Here is a 15,397-nt window from a genome sequence, read left to right on the forward strand (position 1 = left end):
GGGCCGTCAGGCCTCGGGCTCGGGCTCAGCTTGGCGGAAATAGGGCTCGACCTCGCCCTTGAGCTTCACCGTCATCGGATTGCCGAAGCGGTCCTTGGCGTTGCCGGCGGTCAGGCGGACCCAGCCCTCGCTGACGCAGTATTCCTCGACATTGGTCTTCTCGACGCCCTTGAAGCGGATGCCGATGTCCCGCGCGAGCAACTCCTCGTCGTAGAAGGGGCTGTTGGGGTTGGAGGAGAGGCGGTCAGGCAGGGTGTCGGTCATGATGTCTGGCCTTGCAAAGCATGATCTGGGCGCGAGGAGGCTCGCTGTTGCGGCAGAGGTAGCGCGATCCGGCGGCGATGCCAAATCCGCCGGAGATCAACGTCCGCCGGCCTGCTCGATCAACGCCGCGACCGCACGCTGGCCTTTCTGGCGGGCATGCGCCAGCGGCGTCACGCCGTCCTTGTCGGGCCGGCTCGGATCGGCACCGGCGGCCAGAACCAGCTTCGCCACCTCCTGATGGCGCGGGCCGCCGTCACCGAGGATCACGATCTCCAGCAGGCAGGTCCAGCCGAGATCATTGACGTGGTCGACGTCGATGCCGCTGGTCAGGAGAAGCTTCACAGCCTCGACATGGGCGCGTTCGCAGGCGGGGATGAGCGCATTGCCGCCATAGCGGTTGCGGATCGTCAGATCGGGCTTGCGCGGCAGCATCGCCGCGATGATCTCGGCACGCCCCGATGCGCCGGCCAGAAGCCAGGGCGTATCGCGATTGGCGGCCTGCGTATTCGGGCTCGCGCCGGCTTCGAGCAGGGCATGGGCGACCGCGACATGGTTTCCCGCAACCGCAAGCAGCAGGGCACTGCGCCGCTGAGCGTCCTGCGCTTCGAGCGCCGCCCCGGCCGCGATGAGACGGGCCACCTCACCGGCGCGACCTGCGGCGGCGGCATCGATCAGGGCGGATTCCGTTGCGCCGGCGGCCGTCGTCATCAGCATCAAACCCAGAATGGCGCTGCGCAGACGGCGCGCGCTGCTCACCGCCCGCCATCGAGCAAACGCCCGACCACCTTCGCCGTGTAATCCACCATCGGCACGATGCGGGCATAGTTCAGCCGTGTCGGGCCGATGATGCCGACGACGCCGACGATGCGCTGCTCGGCGTCACGGAAGGGCGCCGCCACCATCGAGGAGCCCGACATCGAGAACAGCTTGTTCTCGGAGCCGATGAAGATGCGGACGCCGTCGCCGGCTTCGGCGCGGCTGAGAAGATCGATCACGTCGGTCTGCGTCTCGAGGTCGCCGAAGAGCAGACGGATGCGCTCGAGATCCTCCTGAGCCTTCAAATCCTCCAGCAGATTGGCCTGGCCGCGCACGATCAGGTGGCGGTCGGAACTCGGCCCCGAGGCGGTGGCGATGCCGCTCTCCACCAGGCGTGCCGTCAGCGAATCCAGTTCGCTTTCCATCTGCGCCCGATGCTGGGCGATCTCGGCGCGCAATTCGCCCAGCGTCTTGCCCATGATGCGGGCGTTGAGGAAATTCGCGGCTTCCGTCAGCGCCGAGGCCGGCAGGCCGGGCGGCAAGGCCAGCAGCCGGTTCTCGACCGTGCCGTCATCGGCGACCAGAACGACCAATGCGCGCGCCGGATCGAGCCTGACGAACTCGATGTGCTTCAGCCGCGCATTGGCCTTGGTGGTGACGACGACGCCGGCGCCACGCGACAGGCCCGACAAAAGCGCGGACGCCTCCGTCAGCGTGCCGTCGAGGGTGCGCCCTGTCGCGGCCGCCTTCATCTGCGCCTCGATCCGCGCGCGCTCGTCCGAGGTCAGGTTGCCGACCTCCATCATCGCGTCGACGAAGAAGCGCAGGCCTCTCTCGGTCGGAAGGCGCCCCGCGGAGGTATGCGGCGCGTAGATCAGGCCGGCGAGCTCGAGATCGGTCATCACGTTGCGCACGGTCGCGGGCGACAGTGCCATCGGCAGCAGCCGGGCGATGTTGCGCGAGCCGACCGGCTCGCCGGTGGCGAGATAGCCGTCGACGATCTGGCGGAAAATCTCGCGCGACCGCTGATCGGTCTCGATCAAGCCGCTGGGGGATTCGGGACGTGGCGTGTGAGCGCTCATTGTCAGTGAAAAACCGGATGCGACATGGGGTTATTGTCGGCTTCCGCCCCAAAAGGATCAAGCGGAAACGAAATTCGGCGCACGCCCTCCCTCCCCCTCGTGGGGAGGGGATAGGGGAAGAGCCCGACCTTGCTCCGTCGCACCCGACCGCCTACAAGCCGCCATCTCAAAACAATCAGGATACCGCCATGCGACCCTCCAAACGCGCCGCAGACGAGATGCGCAAGGTCACGCTCGAACGCGGCGTGGTGCGCTATGCGGAAGGCTCCTGCATGGTCACCTTCGGCGAGACCAAGGTGCTGTGCGCGGCGACCGTCGAGGAAAAGGGTCCGCCCTGGCTACGCGGCACCGGCAAGGGCTGGGTCACTGCCGAATACGCGATGCTGCCGCGCGCCACGCATGAGCGCAATCGCCGCGAGGTCACCTCCGGCAAGCCGTCCGGCCGCACGCAGGAGATCCAGCGGCTGGTCGGGCGCTCGCTTCGCGCCGTGGTTGACCTGACCGCGATCGGCGAGCGCCAGATCGTCGTCGATTGCGACGTGCTCCAGGCCGATGGCGGCACCCGCACAGCCTCGATCACCGGCGCCTGGGTGGCGCTGCACGATGCGCTGAAATGGATGGAGGGCCGCTCCATGCTCAAAGGTCCGAACCCGCTGAAGGACCATGTCGCCGCGATCTCGTGTGGCATCGTCGCCGGCAATCCGGTGCTCGACCTCGACTATATCGAGGATTCCGGCGCTCAGACCGATGCGAATTTCGTCATCACCGGCTCGGGCGGCCTCGTCGAGGTCCAGGGCACGGCCGAGGGCGCGCCGTTTTCGGAGGAGGAGCTGATGGCACTGCTCAAGCTCGCCAAGGGCGGGGTGAGCAAGCTGGTGGCACTGCAGAAGGCTGCGGTCGCTTAATAGGCCGATCATCACGCTTGCTCCGAACCACACCGTCATCCCGGACGCAGCGAAGCGGAGATCCGGGATCCATGCCTGAACCTTCCTCGGAAGCGCTCCGGCATGGATCCCGGGTCAAGCCCGGGATGACGGTGCGTTTCCGAGCCAAGAAGGGCTGGACTAGTGATTGAGCACCGCCTCCTTACCGGCAAGGTCGTGATCGCGACCCATAACAAGGGCAAGCTTGTCGAGATGCGCGAGCTGATGGCGCCTTACGGGATCGAACTGGTCTCGGCCGGCGAACTCGGCCTGCCCGAGCCCGACGAGACCGGCTACATGTTCTCCGAGAACGCGGCGATCAAGGCGGTGGCGGCGGCCGAGGCGAGCGGGCTGCCGGCGCTGGCCGACGATTCAGGCATCTGCGTCGATGCGCTCGATGGCGCGCCGGGGCTGTTCTCGGCCAACTGGGCCGGGCCGGGCAAGGATTTCAAGCCGGCGATGGCGCGCGTGCTGGCCGAAATGGCCAAGCGTGGCGCGACGTCTCCTGAACAGCGCAAGGCGCATTTCGTCTCGGCGCTGGTGATCGCCTGGCCGGACGGGCATCAGGAGCTGTTCGAGGGCCGGGTTTACGGCACGATCGTCGACGCGCCACGCGGCACGGGTGGCTTCGGCTACAACCCGATCTTCCAGCCCGAAGGCCACGACCAGACCTTCGCGGAGATGAGCACGACCATCAAGAGCGGACAGGCCGAGGCGCTCTCGCACCGGGCGCGCGCCTTCAAGCTGCTGGCAGCCGCCTGCCTGCGCAAACCGGCATGACCGCGCTCGCCGCCCTCGACAGGCAGCCGATGGTTCCCGACCATCCGACCGCAGGGGCGGGCTTTGCCGTCTATGTGCATTGGCCGTTCTGCCTGGCCAAATGCCCCTATTGCGACTTCAACTCCCATGTTCGGCTGCAACCGCCCGACCAGGCGCGCTATATCGCCGCCTTCCGGCGCGAGCTGGCTCATCGCGCGCAGCTTGCGCCAGGGCGCACAGTCTCCTCGATCTTCTTTGGCGGGGGCACGCCCTCGCTGATGGAGGGGCGGACCGTCGGCGCGATCCTCGATGCGATCGCCGAATTCTGGGTGGTCGATCCCGATTGCGAGGTCTCGCTCGAGGCCAACCCGACCAGCGTCGAGGCCGGGCGCTTCGCGGATTTCCGCGCGGCCGGGGTCAACCGCGTCTCGCTGGGCGTACAGGCCCTCAACGACGCCGATCTCAAGGCGCTGGGCCGGATGCACTCGGCCCAGGAGGCGCTGGACGCGGTCGCGATCGCCCGGAAATATTTCGAGCGCTACTCCTTCGACCTGATCTATGCCCGCTCGCCCGCGCAGACGCCGGCTTTGTGGCGGGCCGAGCTCGAACTGGCGATCAGCCATGCGGCCGAGCATCTCTCGCTCTACCAGCTGACCATCGAGCCCGACACGATGTTCGAGCGCCTCTACAAAGCGGGCAAGCTCGCGATTCCCGACCATGAGGCGGGCGCCGTGCTCTACGAGATCACGCAGGAGATCACGCAGAAGCACGGCCTGCCGGTCTACGAGATCTCGAACCATGCAAGGCCCGGCGCGCAATGCCGCCACAACCTCGTCTACTGGCGCTATGGCGAATATGCCGGCGTCGGCCCCGGCGCGCATGGCCGCCTCGTGACGTCTGAAGGCCGCATGGCGCAGTCCACCGAGAAGCGGCCGGAAATCTGGCTGGAGCGGGTCGAGGCGGAAGGGCATGCGCTGGTCGAGCAGGAACGCCTCAGCCTGGAAGCGCAGGGCGACGAATATCTGCTGATGGGCCTGCGGCTGGTCGAGGGCATCGACCCCGCGGTTTTCACCGCGTTGTCGGGTCGCACGCTGAGCCAGACCCGCATCGACAGCCTGATCGACGACGGGCTCTTGACCTTCAAGCCCGGCGGCAAGCTCGCCTGCACCCCCGATGGCGCGCTGCTGCTGGATGCGGTGGTGGCGGATCTGGCGGCGTAGCCAGCACCGTCATTCTCGGGCGAAGCGAAGCGCAGACCCGAGAATCTCCCGCCAAATGAGATGCAGCAGCCTTTTGGTCAGGAGATGCTCGGGTCAAGCCCGAGCATGACGTCGGATCACTGCGTCCGCGGCCCGAGATCGCGCGGCGCGGCGTTGATCGTGACGATCTGGCCGTTGCGCAGTTCGAGCACGGCCAGGCCCCGGTCGATCTGGCCGTCGGGGCGGAAGCGGAAGACGCCGTCGGCGCCCGCAAAGCCCGAGGCATTGGTCAGCACGGCTTCCGAGAAGCGCTGCGACCCTTGCGTGCGTGCGAGCGCGGCCGAGAGCGACACCGCGTCATAGGCCAGCGTCGCGGTGCGCGTGGGGGCGCTGTTGAAGCGCGCCTGATAGCGTCCAGCGAAGGCGTTGAAGCCGGCGGTGTCGGGCGAGGCGAACCAGCCGCCCTGGATCGCCGGGACGCGCGCGACATTGGCGTCGTTCCAGACACCGGTGCCGAGCGGCTTGACCTTGGTCGGATCGTAGCCGGCCTGCTGCAAGGCGAGGCCGAGGGCCGGCATGGTGTCGGCGGCGGCCGGGACGAAGAGCGCATCGGCCTGCTGAAGAGCCGGCGTCAGTCGCGCCGCGGAGGCGCGCATCGCGGCCTGATCCGCGGAGAAGCGCTCGATCGCGACGACGCGGCCGCCGCGCGCGGCGACGGCCTGCTGGAAGGCGGCCTCGACCACCTTGCCATAGGCGGTGTCGGGCACCATCCCGGCGAAGGATTTGCGGCCCTGCTGCGAGGCATAGGCGATGACGCGGTTGACGTCGTTCTCGGGCGGGAAGGACAGAAGATAGACGCCGCGCCCGGCGGCATTGGTATCGCTGGAGAAGGCGATGACCGGTCGGTTGGCGCCGCGCGCGACCTGTCCGGCGGCCTGGACGGAGGGCGCGAAGAGCGGCCCGATGATCAGTTCGGCCCCCTCGCGCAGGGCCTCCTGCGCCGCGGCCTGGGCGCCTTCGGGCGTGCCGCGATCATCCTTGACCAGCAATGTCAGGTCGGCATTGGGGAATTCGGCCAGCGCCATCTCGGCCGCGTTGCGCAGCGAATTGCCGACGACAGCGCCCTGCCCTTCCGCCGTGAGAGGCAGGATCAGGCCGACCTTGACCTTGCCGGTGCCGATGGTCTGGCCGGTGCTCTCCGCAGGCTGCGTCTGCGCGGCGGGGCTGTCGAAGCCGGGCAATCCGGAGGGACCGCCGCTACAGGCTGCGAGCGCCAGGCAGGCGATGGCGACCAGCGAAGCGGCGCTTCGCCGAAGAGCCGGTGCAAGGAGCCGATGACGCAACACGGGCGATCTCCAGATCTTGTGCCGGACGGCGGCAAGCCGCTTCGGCGATGCAGTCCCCCGACCATTGGGAGACTCCTGCCAGTGCGGCATCGTATTTTCAAGTTGTTAACTCTGTGTTGCGCTCGCGGAAGGACGCCAAGCCCACTCGCGGCCGATGGCGCGGGCGGAGCGCTTGTGGCAGGTTCGCGCAGATGTCGACCTCACCCACGCCTGCGCCGCGCGCACCGAGCTACACCGCCTTCGGGCTCAGGGCGGAAGCAGAGCCGCTCGCTCCGGGCCTGCACATCGTTGCGACGCCGATCGGCAATCTCAGAGACATTTCGTTTCGGGCGCTGGCGACGCTGGCGGCAGCCGATGCGGTGCTGGCCGAGGATACCCGCACCTCGAAGACGCTGCTGGCGCATTACGGCATCTCGACGCCGCTCTACCCCTATCACGAGCACAATGCCGAGCAGATGCGGCCGAAAATCCTCGCCAAGCTGCGCGAGGGCGGCAAGCTGGCACTGATCTCGGATGCCGGCACGCCGCTGGTCTCCGACCCCGGCTACAAGCTCGTCGCCGAGCTGGTGGCTGAAGGGTTGCCGGTGACAGGCATTCCCGGTCCCTCTGCCGTGCTGGCGGCGCTGGTGCTGGCGGGCTTGCCGACCGACCGCTTCTTCTTCGAGGGTTTCCTGCCGCCCAAGGCTGCGGCGCGGCGCGGGCGGCTGACCGAACTCGCCGCCATTCCCGGCACGCTGGTCTTCTTCGAATCGCCGCGGCGCCTGGCCGAGATGCTGTCCGACGCCGCCGGCGTGCTGGGTGAACGACCGGGTGCAGTCGCGCGCGAGCTGACGAAGTTCTACGAGAACGTGCAGCGTGGCCCGCTCTCGGTGCTCGCGGCGCATTACGACGGCGAGGAAGAGGCGCGCGGCGAGATCGTGGTGATCATCGGCCCGCCCGGTGCGGAGGAGCTGACCCCGGCCGGCGACGTGATCGAGGAGCGTCTGCGCGCCGCTTTGGCGCAGGTCTCGCTGAAGGAGGCGGTGGCGCAGGTCGCCGCCGAAACCGGGCAGCCGCGCCGCAAGGTCTATGCGCGCGCGCTGGAACTGACCCGCGAGGAGCCTTGAGCCTCCAGCGCGAGCGCAGTGAGCTGCGCAGCCGGCGGGCCCGTCGCTCCGGCATCACCGGCGCACGCTCGGAATGGCTGGCGATTCTCTGGCTCGCGGCAAAGGGCTACCGTTTGCTGGCCCGGCGCTTCGGCGGCAAGGGTGGCGAAATTGACCTGATCGTGAAGCGGGGACGCACGGTCGCCTTCGTCGAGGTGAAGGCGCGCGGAACGATGGACGAGGCGATGATCGCGATCACGCCCGACAAGCGCCGCCTCGTCGAGGCCCGCATCCGCCAGTGGCTGGCACAAAACCCCTGGGCGATGGACCACATTCTGCGCGCCGACGCCGTGTTCCTCGCGCCTCGCCGCTGGCCGCGCCATGTGCCTGATGTGTTCGAGCTTGTCTTGTGACGCAAGGCACGCCACTTGCCGATGCAGGCCGCGTCATCCGATAAGGACGCGCACTCGACGTCGTTCGTCTCATCGGAGCGGAAACCATGACTCTCACCGTCGCCATCCAGATGGACCCGATCGAGCGCCTCCGGGTCGCCGGCGATACCGGCTTCGCGCTGATGCTGGAGGCACAGGCGCGCGGGCATACGCTGTTCACCTACACGCCCGACAAGCTGTCGATTCGGGACGGCAAGGTCACGGCGCCGATCCGCCCGGTGACGGTGCGCGACGTCGAGGGCGACCATTTCACCGCCGGCGCAGAGGTCAGGACCGATCTCTCGACGATGGACGTCGTGCTGCTGCGGCAGGATCCGCCCTTCGACATGGCCTATGTCTCGACCACGCATATGCTGGAGCGCATCCATCCCAAGACGCTGGTGGTCAACGACCCCTTCCATGTCCGCAATGCGCCCGAGAAGATCTTCGTCACGCATTTTCCCGAGCTGATGCCGCCGACGCTGATCACCCGCGACAAGGCCGAGATCGAGGCCTTCCGCGACGAGTTCGGCGAAATCGTCATGAAGCCGCTCTATGGCCATGGCGGCGCGACCGTGTTCAAGACCAGCAAGGACGACCCGAATTTCGGCTCGCTCTACGATCTCTTCGCCAATCTCTTTCGCGAGCCCTGGGTGGTGCAGGCCTACATCAAGGAGATCTCGGAGGGCGACAAGCGCATCATCCTGATCGACGGCAAGGCGGCGGGCGCGGTCAACCGTGTGCCGGCGGTGGGCGATCTGCGCGCCAACATGGTGCGCGGCGGCGCAGCCCGACCGACCGATCTCTCGGCCAAGGAACTCGAGATTTGCGAGGCGATCGGCCCGGCTCTGCGCGAGCGCGGCCTGCTGCTCGTCGGCATCGACGTGATCCACGGCAAGCTGACCGAGATCAACGTCACCGCGCCGACCGGCGTGCGCGCGATCAAGAAGCTCGGCGGGCCGGACCTCGCGGCGCAGCTCTTCGATGTGATCGAGGCCAAGGTCGCCCATCGCGGCTGAGGCCGGCGGCGCGCCACGACGGACCGGCTATCGGGCCGCCGAACCGTTCAGACTGTTCTCCTCGTCCCAGCCATAGCGCATCGTCTCGAAGCGCATCGTCAGGGCATCGACGAGCAGCAGCCGGCCGACGAGCGGCTCGCCGAAGCCGGTGATCGCGCGGATGACTTCGAGTGCCATCAGCGAGCCCATGACGCCGGGCAGCGCGCCAAGGATGCCAGCCTCCGCGCAGGTCGGCACCGTGCCGGATGGCGGCACGTCGGGGAAGAGGCAGCGCCAGGTCGGGTTCGGGCGGCCGTCGGGGCCGGTTTCATGCGCCCGGATCGTCGTCAGCGAGCCGTCGAAGCGCCCGAGCGCGGCCATCACGAGCGGCTTGCGCTCATGGAAGCAGGCATCCGAGACGGCATAGCGCGTCGCGAAATTGTCCGAGCCCTCGGCGACCACATCGTAGAAGGCGATCAGCGCCCGGGCATTGTGCGGGTCGATGCGGGTGACGTGCTCCTCGACCACAATATGCGGATTGAGCCGCTTGACGAAGGCTGCCGCGGCGACGGCCTTGTGGGCGCCGATATCGTCCGTGCCATAGATCGTCTGGCGCTGCAGGTTCGAGAGCGAAACGGTGTCGTCGTCGACGATGCCGATATGGCCGACACCGGCGGCTGCGAGATACTGGATCAGCGGCGCGCCGAGCCCGCCGGCCCCCACCACCAGCACCCGCGCGCGCTTGAGCTTCTGCTGGCCGGGGCCGCCGATCTCCGGCAGCACCAGATGGCGCGCATAGCGTTCGACCTCGTCGTCGTTCAGGCTCATGCGCGAAGGGTTAAGCCCATCGCGCGCCTTGGGCAATCGTCGTGCGGCTACGCCTGTGATGCTTTGTCGCCGGCTCCGTTGGCCGGCTTGGCCACGCCGCCAAGCCATGCCATCGTGTCGGCCAAGAAGGGCTGGGTCCAAAGCCCGTTATCCAACAGGGGATCGTTTCCATGCGTTTGAAATCGCTCGCGCTGGCGCTGGCCGGCGTCGCTCTCTCGGCTGTCGCGGCGATGGCGCAGACGGCGATCAAGCCCGCGGTCGTCTATGACAAGGGCGGCAAGTTCGACAAGTCCTTCAACGAGGGCGTCTTCATCGGCGCCGAGAAGTTCAAGGCCGAGACCGGCGTCGAGTTCCGCGATTTCGAGCCGACAAACGATGCCCAGATCGAGCAGGCGCTGCGGCGCTTTGCCCGCGACGGCCACTCGCCGATCATCGCGGTGGGCTTCTCCCAGGCGACCGCGCTGCAGAAGGTCGCCGCCGAGTTCCCCAATTTGAAGTTCACCATCATCGACATGGTGGTCGACCTGCCGAATGTTCAGTCGGTCGTGTTCAAGGAGCATGAGGGCTCCTATCTCGTCGGGCTCCTGGCCGGACTCGCCTCGAAGACCAACAAGGTCGGCTTCGTCGGCGGCATGGACATCCCGCTGATCCGGAAGTTCGCCTGCGGCTACATCCAGGGCGTCAAGGCCGCCAAGAAGGACGCCGAGATCTTCCAGAACATGACCGGATCGACGCCCGCCGCCTGGAACGACCCGGTCAAGGGCGGCGAGCTCGCCAAGTCGCAGATCGACCGTGGCGCCGACGTGATCTACCACGCTGCCGGCGGCACCGGCATCGGCGTGCTGCGCGCGGCGGCCGATGCCGGCAAGCTCGGCATCGGCGTCGATTCCAACCAGAACGGCCTGCAGCCGGGCAAGGTGCTGACCTCGATGCTCAAGCGCGTCGACGTCGCCGCCTACACCTCCTTCAAGGCGGCGCGTGACGGCGCCTGGAAGCCGGGCATCTCGGTGCTCGGCCTCAAGGAGGACGGCGTCGGCTGGGCGCTCGACGACGCCAACAAGGGCCTGGTCACCCCCGAGATGAAGGCCGCCGCCGACAAGGCCCGCGCCGACATCATCTCGGGCGCGGTCAAGGTCCACGACTACATGTCGGATTCGAAGTGCACGATCTGAGGAGGCAAGCGTCGCTCGACGACAGGCCGTCATTCTCGGGCGCAGCGAAGCGAAGACCCGAGAATCTCCGGCAAGAGATGCTCGGGTCAGGCCCGAGCATGACGCTCTGGTCTCACGCTTCCGCATCATGATGGCATCCGCCCCCGCCATTTCCCTCACCGGCATCTCCAAGCGCTTCGGTTCGGTCCAGGCCAACCGGGACGTGTCGCTGTCGGTCGCGGCCGGCTCGATCCACGGCATCGTCGGCGAGAACGGCGCGGGGAAATCGACGCTGATGTCGATCCTCTACGGCTTCTACGAGGCTGATTCCGGCGAGATCGCGCTCAGTGGCAAGCCCTGCCGCATCCGCACACCGGCGGATGCGATCGCGGCCGGCATCGGCATGGTCCACCAGCATTTCATGCTGGTGGAGACGCTCAGCGTGGTCGAGAACGTCATCCTCGGAGCGGAGGGCGGCGCCTGGCTCGGCGGCGGCGTGACGCGCGCGCGGGCCGAACTGACGCGGCTGGCGCAGGATTACGGCCTCGCGATCGACCCCGACGCCATCGTCGGCGAGCTGTCGGTCGGGCTGCAGCAGCGCGTCGAAATCCTGAAGGCGCTCTATCGCGGCGCGCAGATCCTGATCCTGGACGAACCCACCGCCGTTCTGACCCCGCCGGAAGCCGACCAGCTCTTCTCGCTGCTGCGGGCGCTGCGGGACCAGGGCAAGACCGTGATCCTGATCACGCACAAGCTGCGCGAGATCATGGAGGTGACGGACAGGGTCTCGGTGATGCGGCGTGGCGAGATGGTCGCGCATCTGGCGACGCGCGAGACCTCTCCGCCGGAACTCGCCGAGGCGATGGTCGGCCGCCGGGTCCTGCTGCGGGTCGAGAAGGCGCAGCGGCCGCGCGGGGCCAAGGTGCTGGAGGCGATCGGGCTCGACCTGGTCGATGCGCGCGGCGTCGCGCTCCTGACCGGCGTCAACCTGACGCTGCATGCAGGCGAGATCGTCGGCATCGCGGGCGTCGCCGGCAATGGCCAGAGCGAGCTGCTCGAGGTTCTGGCCGGACTGGCGCAGCCCTCGCGGGGCGTCGTCAGGCTGAACGGCGAGGTCCTGACCGGCGCGGACCGCAACCCGGCGCGGCTGCGCAAGCTCGGGTTGATGCATGTCCCGGAGGACCGGTTGCGGAGCGGGCTCGTCACGGCCTTCCCGGCCGCCGAGAACACCATCCTGGGCTATCAGGACGATCCGGCGCTCGGCCCCGGCCCCTTCCTCTCCCCCACGACGATTTCGGCGCGGGCGCGCGAGACCTTTGCCGCCTATGACGTGCGCCCACCGGACCCTGACCTCAAGACCGCGAAATTCTCCGGCGGAAACCAGCAGAAGATCGTGCTTGCCCGCGAGATCGAGCGGGCCCCGAAGGTGCTGCTCGTCGGCCAGCCGACGCGCGGCGTCGATATCGGCGCGATCGAGTTCATCCACCGCCGGCTGATCGGCCTGCGCGATGCGGGCGTCGCGATCCTGCTCGTCTCGGTCGAGCTCGAGGAGGTGATGGCGCTGTCGGACCGGATTCTGGCGATGTGCGGCGGGCGCATCACCGGCGAGCGGCTGGCGGGCGAGGCCGACGAGCGCGATCTCGGGCTGCTGATGGCAGGCGTGACAGGGGAAGCGGCGTGAGGAGCGCTATTGCTGGATCGATGGGGCGCGGGGAACCCCTCTCCTGTAAGGAGAGGGGCAGGGGTGAGGTGTCGGCCAGACATCGTTGGCTTGAATCAAGCAGCGGGCAGGTTTCCGTCTCGCTGGTCGAGGGGCCGACCCCTCACCCTGCCCTCTCCCTACGGGAGAGGGTTCCCCGCGCTTTGCCTTCGAGGGCCGCACGATGAGCGCCGCCCCCATCGAACTGCCGCGCTGGGCCGACACCGCGCTCGTGCCGCTGGTCAGCGTCGCGGCGGCGCTCGTGATTGCGGGGCTCGTCGTGCTGGGCATCGGCGAGAGCCCGCTGGAAGCGACCGCGCTGCTCCTGCGCGGCGCGCTCGGCTCGGCCGAGGGCATCGGCTTCACGCTCTACTACACCACGAACTTCATCTTCACGGGCCTGGCGGTCGCGGTCGCGTTCCATGCCGGGCTGTTCAACATCGGCGGCGAGGGGCAGGCCACGATCGCCGGCGTCTTCGCCGCGCTGGCCTGCCTGTCGCTCGCGACGCTGCCGGGTTTTCTGCTGGTGCCGCTCGCGGTTCTCGCGGCGGCCGGAGGCGGCGCGCTCTACGGCCTGATCCCCGGTTGGCTGCAGGCGACGCGCGGCAGCCACGTCGTCATCACCACGATCATGTTCAATTTCCTGGCGGCGACGCTCAGCGTGTATCTGCTGGTCGAGGTGATCGGGAAGCCCGGCTCGATGCTGCCTGAGACGAAGGAGTTCGCCTCGCACGCCATCCTGATGCCGATGCACACGCTGCTCGCGCCGCTTGGCGTGAAGCTGCCGGCGACGCCGCTGAACAGTGCCTTCCTGTTGGCGCTGGCCGCGCTCGTCGCGGTCTGGGCGCTGATCTTCCGCTCGCGACTGGGCTATGCGATCCGCACCGTCGGCGCCAATCCCCGGGCCGCGGCCTATGCCGGCATCTCGCCGGCCCGCATCACCATGGTGGCGATGGCGATCTCGGGCGCGCTCGCGGGCGGGCTCGCGGTCAATGAGGTGATGGGCGTGCAGCACCGGCTGCTGCTCGATTTCACCGCCGGCTACGGGTTCGTCGGCATCGCGGTGGCGCTGATGGGGCGCGGCCATCCGGTCGGCGTGGCGCTGGCGGCGCTGCTCTTCGGCGTGCTCTACCAGGGCGGAGCCGAGCTCTCCTTCGACAAGCCGAGCATCACGCGCGACATGGTGGTCGTAATCGGCGGCGTCATCATCCTGTTCGCCGGCGCGCTCGACGGGCTGTTCCGGCGGGTGGTGGCGAGCATCCTGCGGATCGGGCGGTCGGCATGAGCGCACGACCCGTCCTGTCATTCCGGGGCGGCCCGCAGGGCCGAACCCGGAACCCACGACCGGGCGAGCCCTGCAGACGCGGGAACGATCGGGCTCACCCAGTAGTGGGTTCCGGGCTCTTCGCTGCGCGAAGCCCCGGAATGACAAGGTGGGACTACCGATGATCGAAGCGGTGCAGACCTTCGCCGTCATCCTCGATTCCGCCATCCGGCTGTCGGTGCCACTGCTTTGCGCCGCGCTGGCGGGGCTCTGGTCGGAGCGGGCCGGCGTCGTCGATATCGGCCTCGAGGGCAAGATGCTGATCGCGGCCTTCGCCTCGGCCGTCATCGCCGCACAGTGCGGCTCTGCCTGGGCCGGGCTGGCGGCGGGCATTCTGGCATCGATCGCGCTGTCGCTGGTCCATGGCTTTGCCGCGATCACCTGGCGCGGCAACCAGATCGTGTCGGGCGTCGCCATCAACATGCTGGCGGGCGGGCTGACGGTGATCCTCGGCAATGCCTGGTATGGCCAGGGCGGGCGCACCCCGACGCTCGAAGGGGCGGCACGCTTCGGCGAGATCACCCTGCCCTTCGCCGCCGCCGCACGGGAGCAGGTTCCGGCGCTCGGCCTGGTCTATGACGAGGTCGTCTCCGGCCAGTCGGCGCCGGCCTATCTCGCGGTGTTGGCGCTCGTTCTGACGGCGGTGGTTCTCAAGCATACGCGCTTCGGCCTGCGCCTGCGCGCCGTCGGCGAAAATCCGGCGGCGGTCGATACTGCCGGTATCTCGGTCGCCGGGCTGCGCTATGGCGCGGTCATCATCTGCGGGGCTCTTTGCGGGCTGGGCGGGACTTATCTCGCCGTCTCGCAATCGGCCGGCTTTCTGCCGCATATGACCGCCGGCAAGGGCTTCATCGCGCTCGCAGCGGTGATCTTCGCGAATTGGCGGCCCTGGCAGGCGCTCTGGGCCTGCCTGCTGTTCGGCCTGCTCGACGCGGTCGCGATCCGGCTGCAGGGGGTGGCGCTGCCGGGCATCGGGCAGGTTCCGGTTCAGGCGATCCAGGCCCTGCCCTATCTGATGACGGTGATCCTGCTCGCCGGCTTCATCGGCAGGTCGACGCCGCCCAAGGCCGCCGGTCTGCCCTATGTGAAGGAGCGTTGAGCGCGATGCGTGCGGGCCAGCCCGAGATCGATTTCGAGGCGCTGTTCGCGGCTGCCGCGAGGGTTCAGAGCCTCGCCTATGCGCCCTACTCCAACTTCAAGGTCGGCGCCGCGATTTTGGCCGATGACGGCGCCGTGTATCCCGGCTGCAATGTCGAGAACGCCGCCTATCCATCCGGAAGCTGCGCCGAGCAGGGCGCGATCTCGGCGATGGTCGCGGGCGGGGGCCGGCGCATCGCGGCGATCCTGGTGCTCGGCGATGGCGAGGCTCTGGTCACGCCCTGCGGCGCCTGCCGCCAGCGCATCCGCGAATTCGCCTCGCCGGAAACGCCTGTGGCCGTCGCCGGCCCGGATGGAGTCCGGCAGATGTTTTCGCTGGCCGAGCTGTTGCCAGCCTCCTTCGGACCGGACAATTTGCGCCGGTGATGGGCCGACCTTGCATCAGCGACGCGGA

Annotated in this window: 16 protein-coding genes; 11 read left to right on the top strand and 5 right to left on the bottom strand. The window is 68.3% G+C overall.

Annotated elements, in window-relative coordinates; all coding sequences use genetic code 11:
• Positions 1-6: 6 nt before the first annotated feature.
• From AE618_RS17340 to hrcA, 3 genes are all read right to left on the bottom strand, one after another.
• On the bottom strand, positions 7-264 hold the full coding sequence (locus AE618_RS17340) for a DUF3297 family protein (RefSeq protein WP_054210308.1): 258 nt from the start codon (positions 262-264) through the stop codon (positions 7-9).
• A gap of 96 nt (positions 265-360) precedes the next feature.
• Positions 361-1,020, bottom strand: coding sequence for an ankyrin repeat domain-containing protein (locus tag AE618_RS17345; protein ID WP_248310918.1), 660 nt, complete (start codon positions 1,018-1,020; stop codon positions 361-363).
• A complete protein-coding gene (gene hrcA / locus AE618_RS17350; RefSeq protein WP_054210309.1) occupies positions 1,017-2,102 on the bottom strand; it encodes a heat-inducible transcriptional repressor HrcA in 1,086 nt (361 codons plus the stop codon). The genes AE618_RS17345 and hrcA overlap by 4 nt, the downstream gene beginning before the upstream one ends.
• A 188-nt stretch (positions 2,103-2,290) precedes the next feature.
• On the opposite strand from hrcA, the gene rph reads away from it, so the two are divergent.
• The 3 genes from rph to hemW all read left to right on the top strand — a co-directional run bounded on the left by rph (position 2,291) and on the right by hemW (position 5,004).
• Positions 2,291-3,007, top strand: coding sequence for a ribonuclease PH (gene rph / locus AE618_RS17355; protein ID WP_054210310.1), 717 nt, complete (start codon positions 2,291-2,293; stop codon positions 3,005-3,007).
• Positions 3,008-3,169: 162 nt separating this feature from the next.
• Complete coding sequence (gene rdgB, locus AE618_RS17360; RefSeq protein ID WP_054210311.1) at positions 3,170-3,805, top strand: RdgB/HAM1 family non-canonical purine NTP pyrophosphatase; 636 nt, start codon at positions 3,170-3,172, stop codon at positions 3,803-3,805.
• Entirely contained in the window at positions 3,802-5,004 is a 1,203-nt protein-coding gene (gene hemW, locus AE618_RS17365) for a radical SAM family heme chaperone HemW (protein ID WP_432704509.1), read from the top strand. Before rdgB ends, hemW begins: the two co-directional genes overlap by 4 nt.
• A 116-nt stretch (positions 5,005-5,120) precedes the next feature.
• On the opposite strand, the gene AE618_RS17370 is transcribed toward hemW, so the two are convergent.
• On the bottom strand, positions 5,121-6,329 hold the full coding sequence (locus AE618_RS17370) for a penicillin-binding protein activator (RefSeq protein WP_248310920.1): 1,209 nt from the start codon (positions 6,327-6,329) through the stop codon (positions 5,121-5,123).
• Between the two features lie 191 nt (positions 6,330-6,520).
• On the opposite strand from AE618_RS17370, the gene rsmI reads away from it, so the two are divergent.
• The 3 genes from rsmI (at position 6,521) to gshB (ending at position 8,864) form a co-directional block, all read left to right on the top strand.
• Positions 6,521-7,435, top strand: coding sequence for a 16S rRNA (cytidine(1402)-2'-O)-methyltransferase (gene rsmI, locus AE618_RS17375; RefSeq protein WP_054210312.1), 915 nt, complete (start codon positions 6,521-6,523; stop codon positions 7,433-7,435).
• A complete protein-coding gene (locus tag AE618_RS17380; protein ID WP_054210313.1) occupies positions 7,432-7,827 on the top strand; it encodes a YraN family protein in 396 nt (131 codons plus the stop codon). Before rsmI ends, AE618_RS17380 begins: the two co-directional genes overlap by 4 nt.
• Before the next feature lie 86 nt (positions 7,828-7,913).
• On the top strand, positions 7,914-8,864 hold the full coding sequence (gene gshB / locus AE618_RS17385; protein WP_054210314.1) for a glutathione synthase: 951 nt from the start codon (positions 7,914-7,916) through the stop codon (positions 8,862-8,864).
• 27 nt (positions 8,865-8,891) lie between these two features.
• On the opposite strand, the gene AE618_RS17390 is transcribed toward gshB, so the two are convergent.
• The gene (locus tag AE618_RS17390) at positions 8,892-9,671 is read right to left on the bottom strand and encodes a HesA/MoeB/ThiF family protein (protein ID WP_054210315.1); all 780 of its coding nucleotides are present in this window, start codon (positions 9,669-9,671) and stop codon (positions 8,892-8,894) included.
• A gap of 176 nt (positions 9,672-9,847) precedes the next feature.
• On the opposite strand from AE618_RS17390, the gene AE618_RS17395 reads away from it, so the two are divergent.
• From AE618_RS17395 to AE618_RS17415, 5 genes are all read left to right on the top strand, one after another.
• On the top strand, positions 9,848-10,843 hold the full coding sequence (locus AE618_RS17395; protein ID WP_432704511.1) for a BMP family lipoprotein: 996 nt from the start codon (positions 9,848-9,850) through the stop codon (positions 10,841-10,843).
• A gap of 130 nt (positions 10,844-10,973) precedes the next feature.
• Entirely contained in the window at positions 10,974-12,503 is a 1,530-nt protein-coding gene (locus AE618_RS17400; protein ID WP_054210502.1) for an ABC transporter ATP-binding protein, read from the top strand.
• Between the two features lie 202 nt (positions 12,504-12,705).
• A complete protein-coding gene (locus AE618_RS17405; RefSeq protein ID WP_054210316.1) occupies positions 12,706-13,806 on the top strand; it encodes an ABC transporter permease in 1,101 nt (366 codons plus the stop codon).
• Positions 13,807-13,966: 160 nt separating this feature from the next.
• A complete protein-coding gene (locus AE618_RS17410) occupies positions 13,967-14,944 on the top strand; it encodes an ABC transporter permease (RefSeq protein WP_054210317.1) in 978 nt (325 codons plus the stop codon).
• 5 nt (positions 14,945-14,949) lie between these two features.
• The gene (locus AE618_RS17415; protein WP_054210318.1) at positions 14,950-15,369 is read left to right on the top strand and encodes a cytidine deaminase; all 420 of its coding nucleotides are present in this window, start codon (positions 14,950-14,952) and stop codon (positions 15,367-15,369) included.
• Positions 15,370-15,397: the final 28 nt, after the last annotated feature.

The sequence above is a fragment of the Allobosea vaviloviae genome, assembly GCF_001298265.1.
Taxonomy (GTDB): Bacteria; Pseudomonadota; Alphaproteobacteria; order Rhizobiales; family Beijerinckiaceae; genus Allobosea; species Allobosea vaviloviae_B.

What these genes read in the sequence shown, in the direction of transcription:
- hrcA (WP_054210309.1), bottom strand. Translation starts at nt 2,102, where the DNA reads ATGAGCGCTCACACGCCACGTCCCGAATCCCCCAGCGGCTTGATCGAG.
- AE618_RS17405 (WP_054210316.1), top strand. Translation starts at nt 12,706, where the DNA reads ATGAGCGCCGCCCCCATCGAACTGCCGCGCTGGGCCGACACCGCGCTC.
- hemW (WP_432704509.1), top strand. Translation starts at nt 3,802, where the DNA reads ATGACCGCGCTCGCCGCCCTCGACAGGCAGCCGATGGTTCCCGACCAT.
- AE618_RS17390 (WP_054210315.1), bottom strand. Translation starts at nt 9,671, where the DNA reads ATGAGCCTGAACGACGACGAGGTCGAACGCTATGCGCGCCATCTGGTG.
- rsmI (WP_054210312.1), top strand. Translation starts at nt 6,521, where the DNA reads ATGTCGACCTCACCCACGCCTGCGCCGCGCGCACCGAGCTACACCGCC.
- gshB (WP_054210314.1), top strand. Translation starts at nt 7,914, where the DNA reads ATGACTCTCACCGTCGCCATCCAGATGGACCCGATCGAGCGCCTCCGG.
- AE618_RS17340 (WP_054210308.1), bottom strand. Translation starts at nt 264, where the DNA reads ATGACCGACACCCTGCCTGACCGCCTCTCCTCCAACCCCAACAGCCCC.
- AE618_RS17415 (WP_054210318.1), top strand. Translation starts at nt 14,950, where the DNA reads ATGCGTGCGGGCCAGCCCGAGATCGATTTCGAGGCGCTGTTCGCGGCT.
- AE618_RS17410 (WP_054210317.1), top strand. Translation starts at nt 13,967, where the DNA reads ATGATCGAAGCGGTGCAGACCTTCGCCGTCATCCTCGATTCCGCCATC.
- AE618_RS17400 (WP_054210502.1), top strand. Translation starts at nt 10,974, where the DNA reads ATGGCATCCGCCCCCGCCATTTCCCTCACCGGCATCTCCAAGCGCTTC.
- rph (WP_054210310.1), top strand. Translation starts at nt 2,291, where the DNA reads ATGCGACCCTCCAAACGCGCCGCAGACGAGATGCGCAAGGTCACGCTC.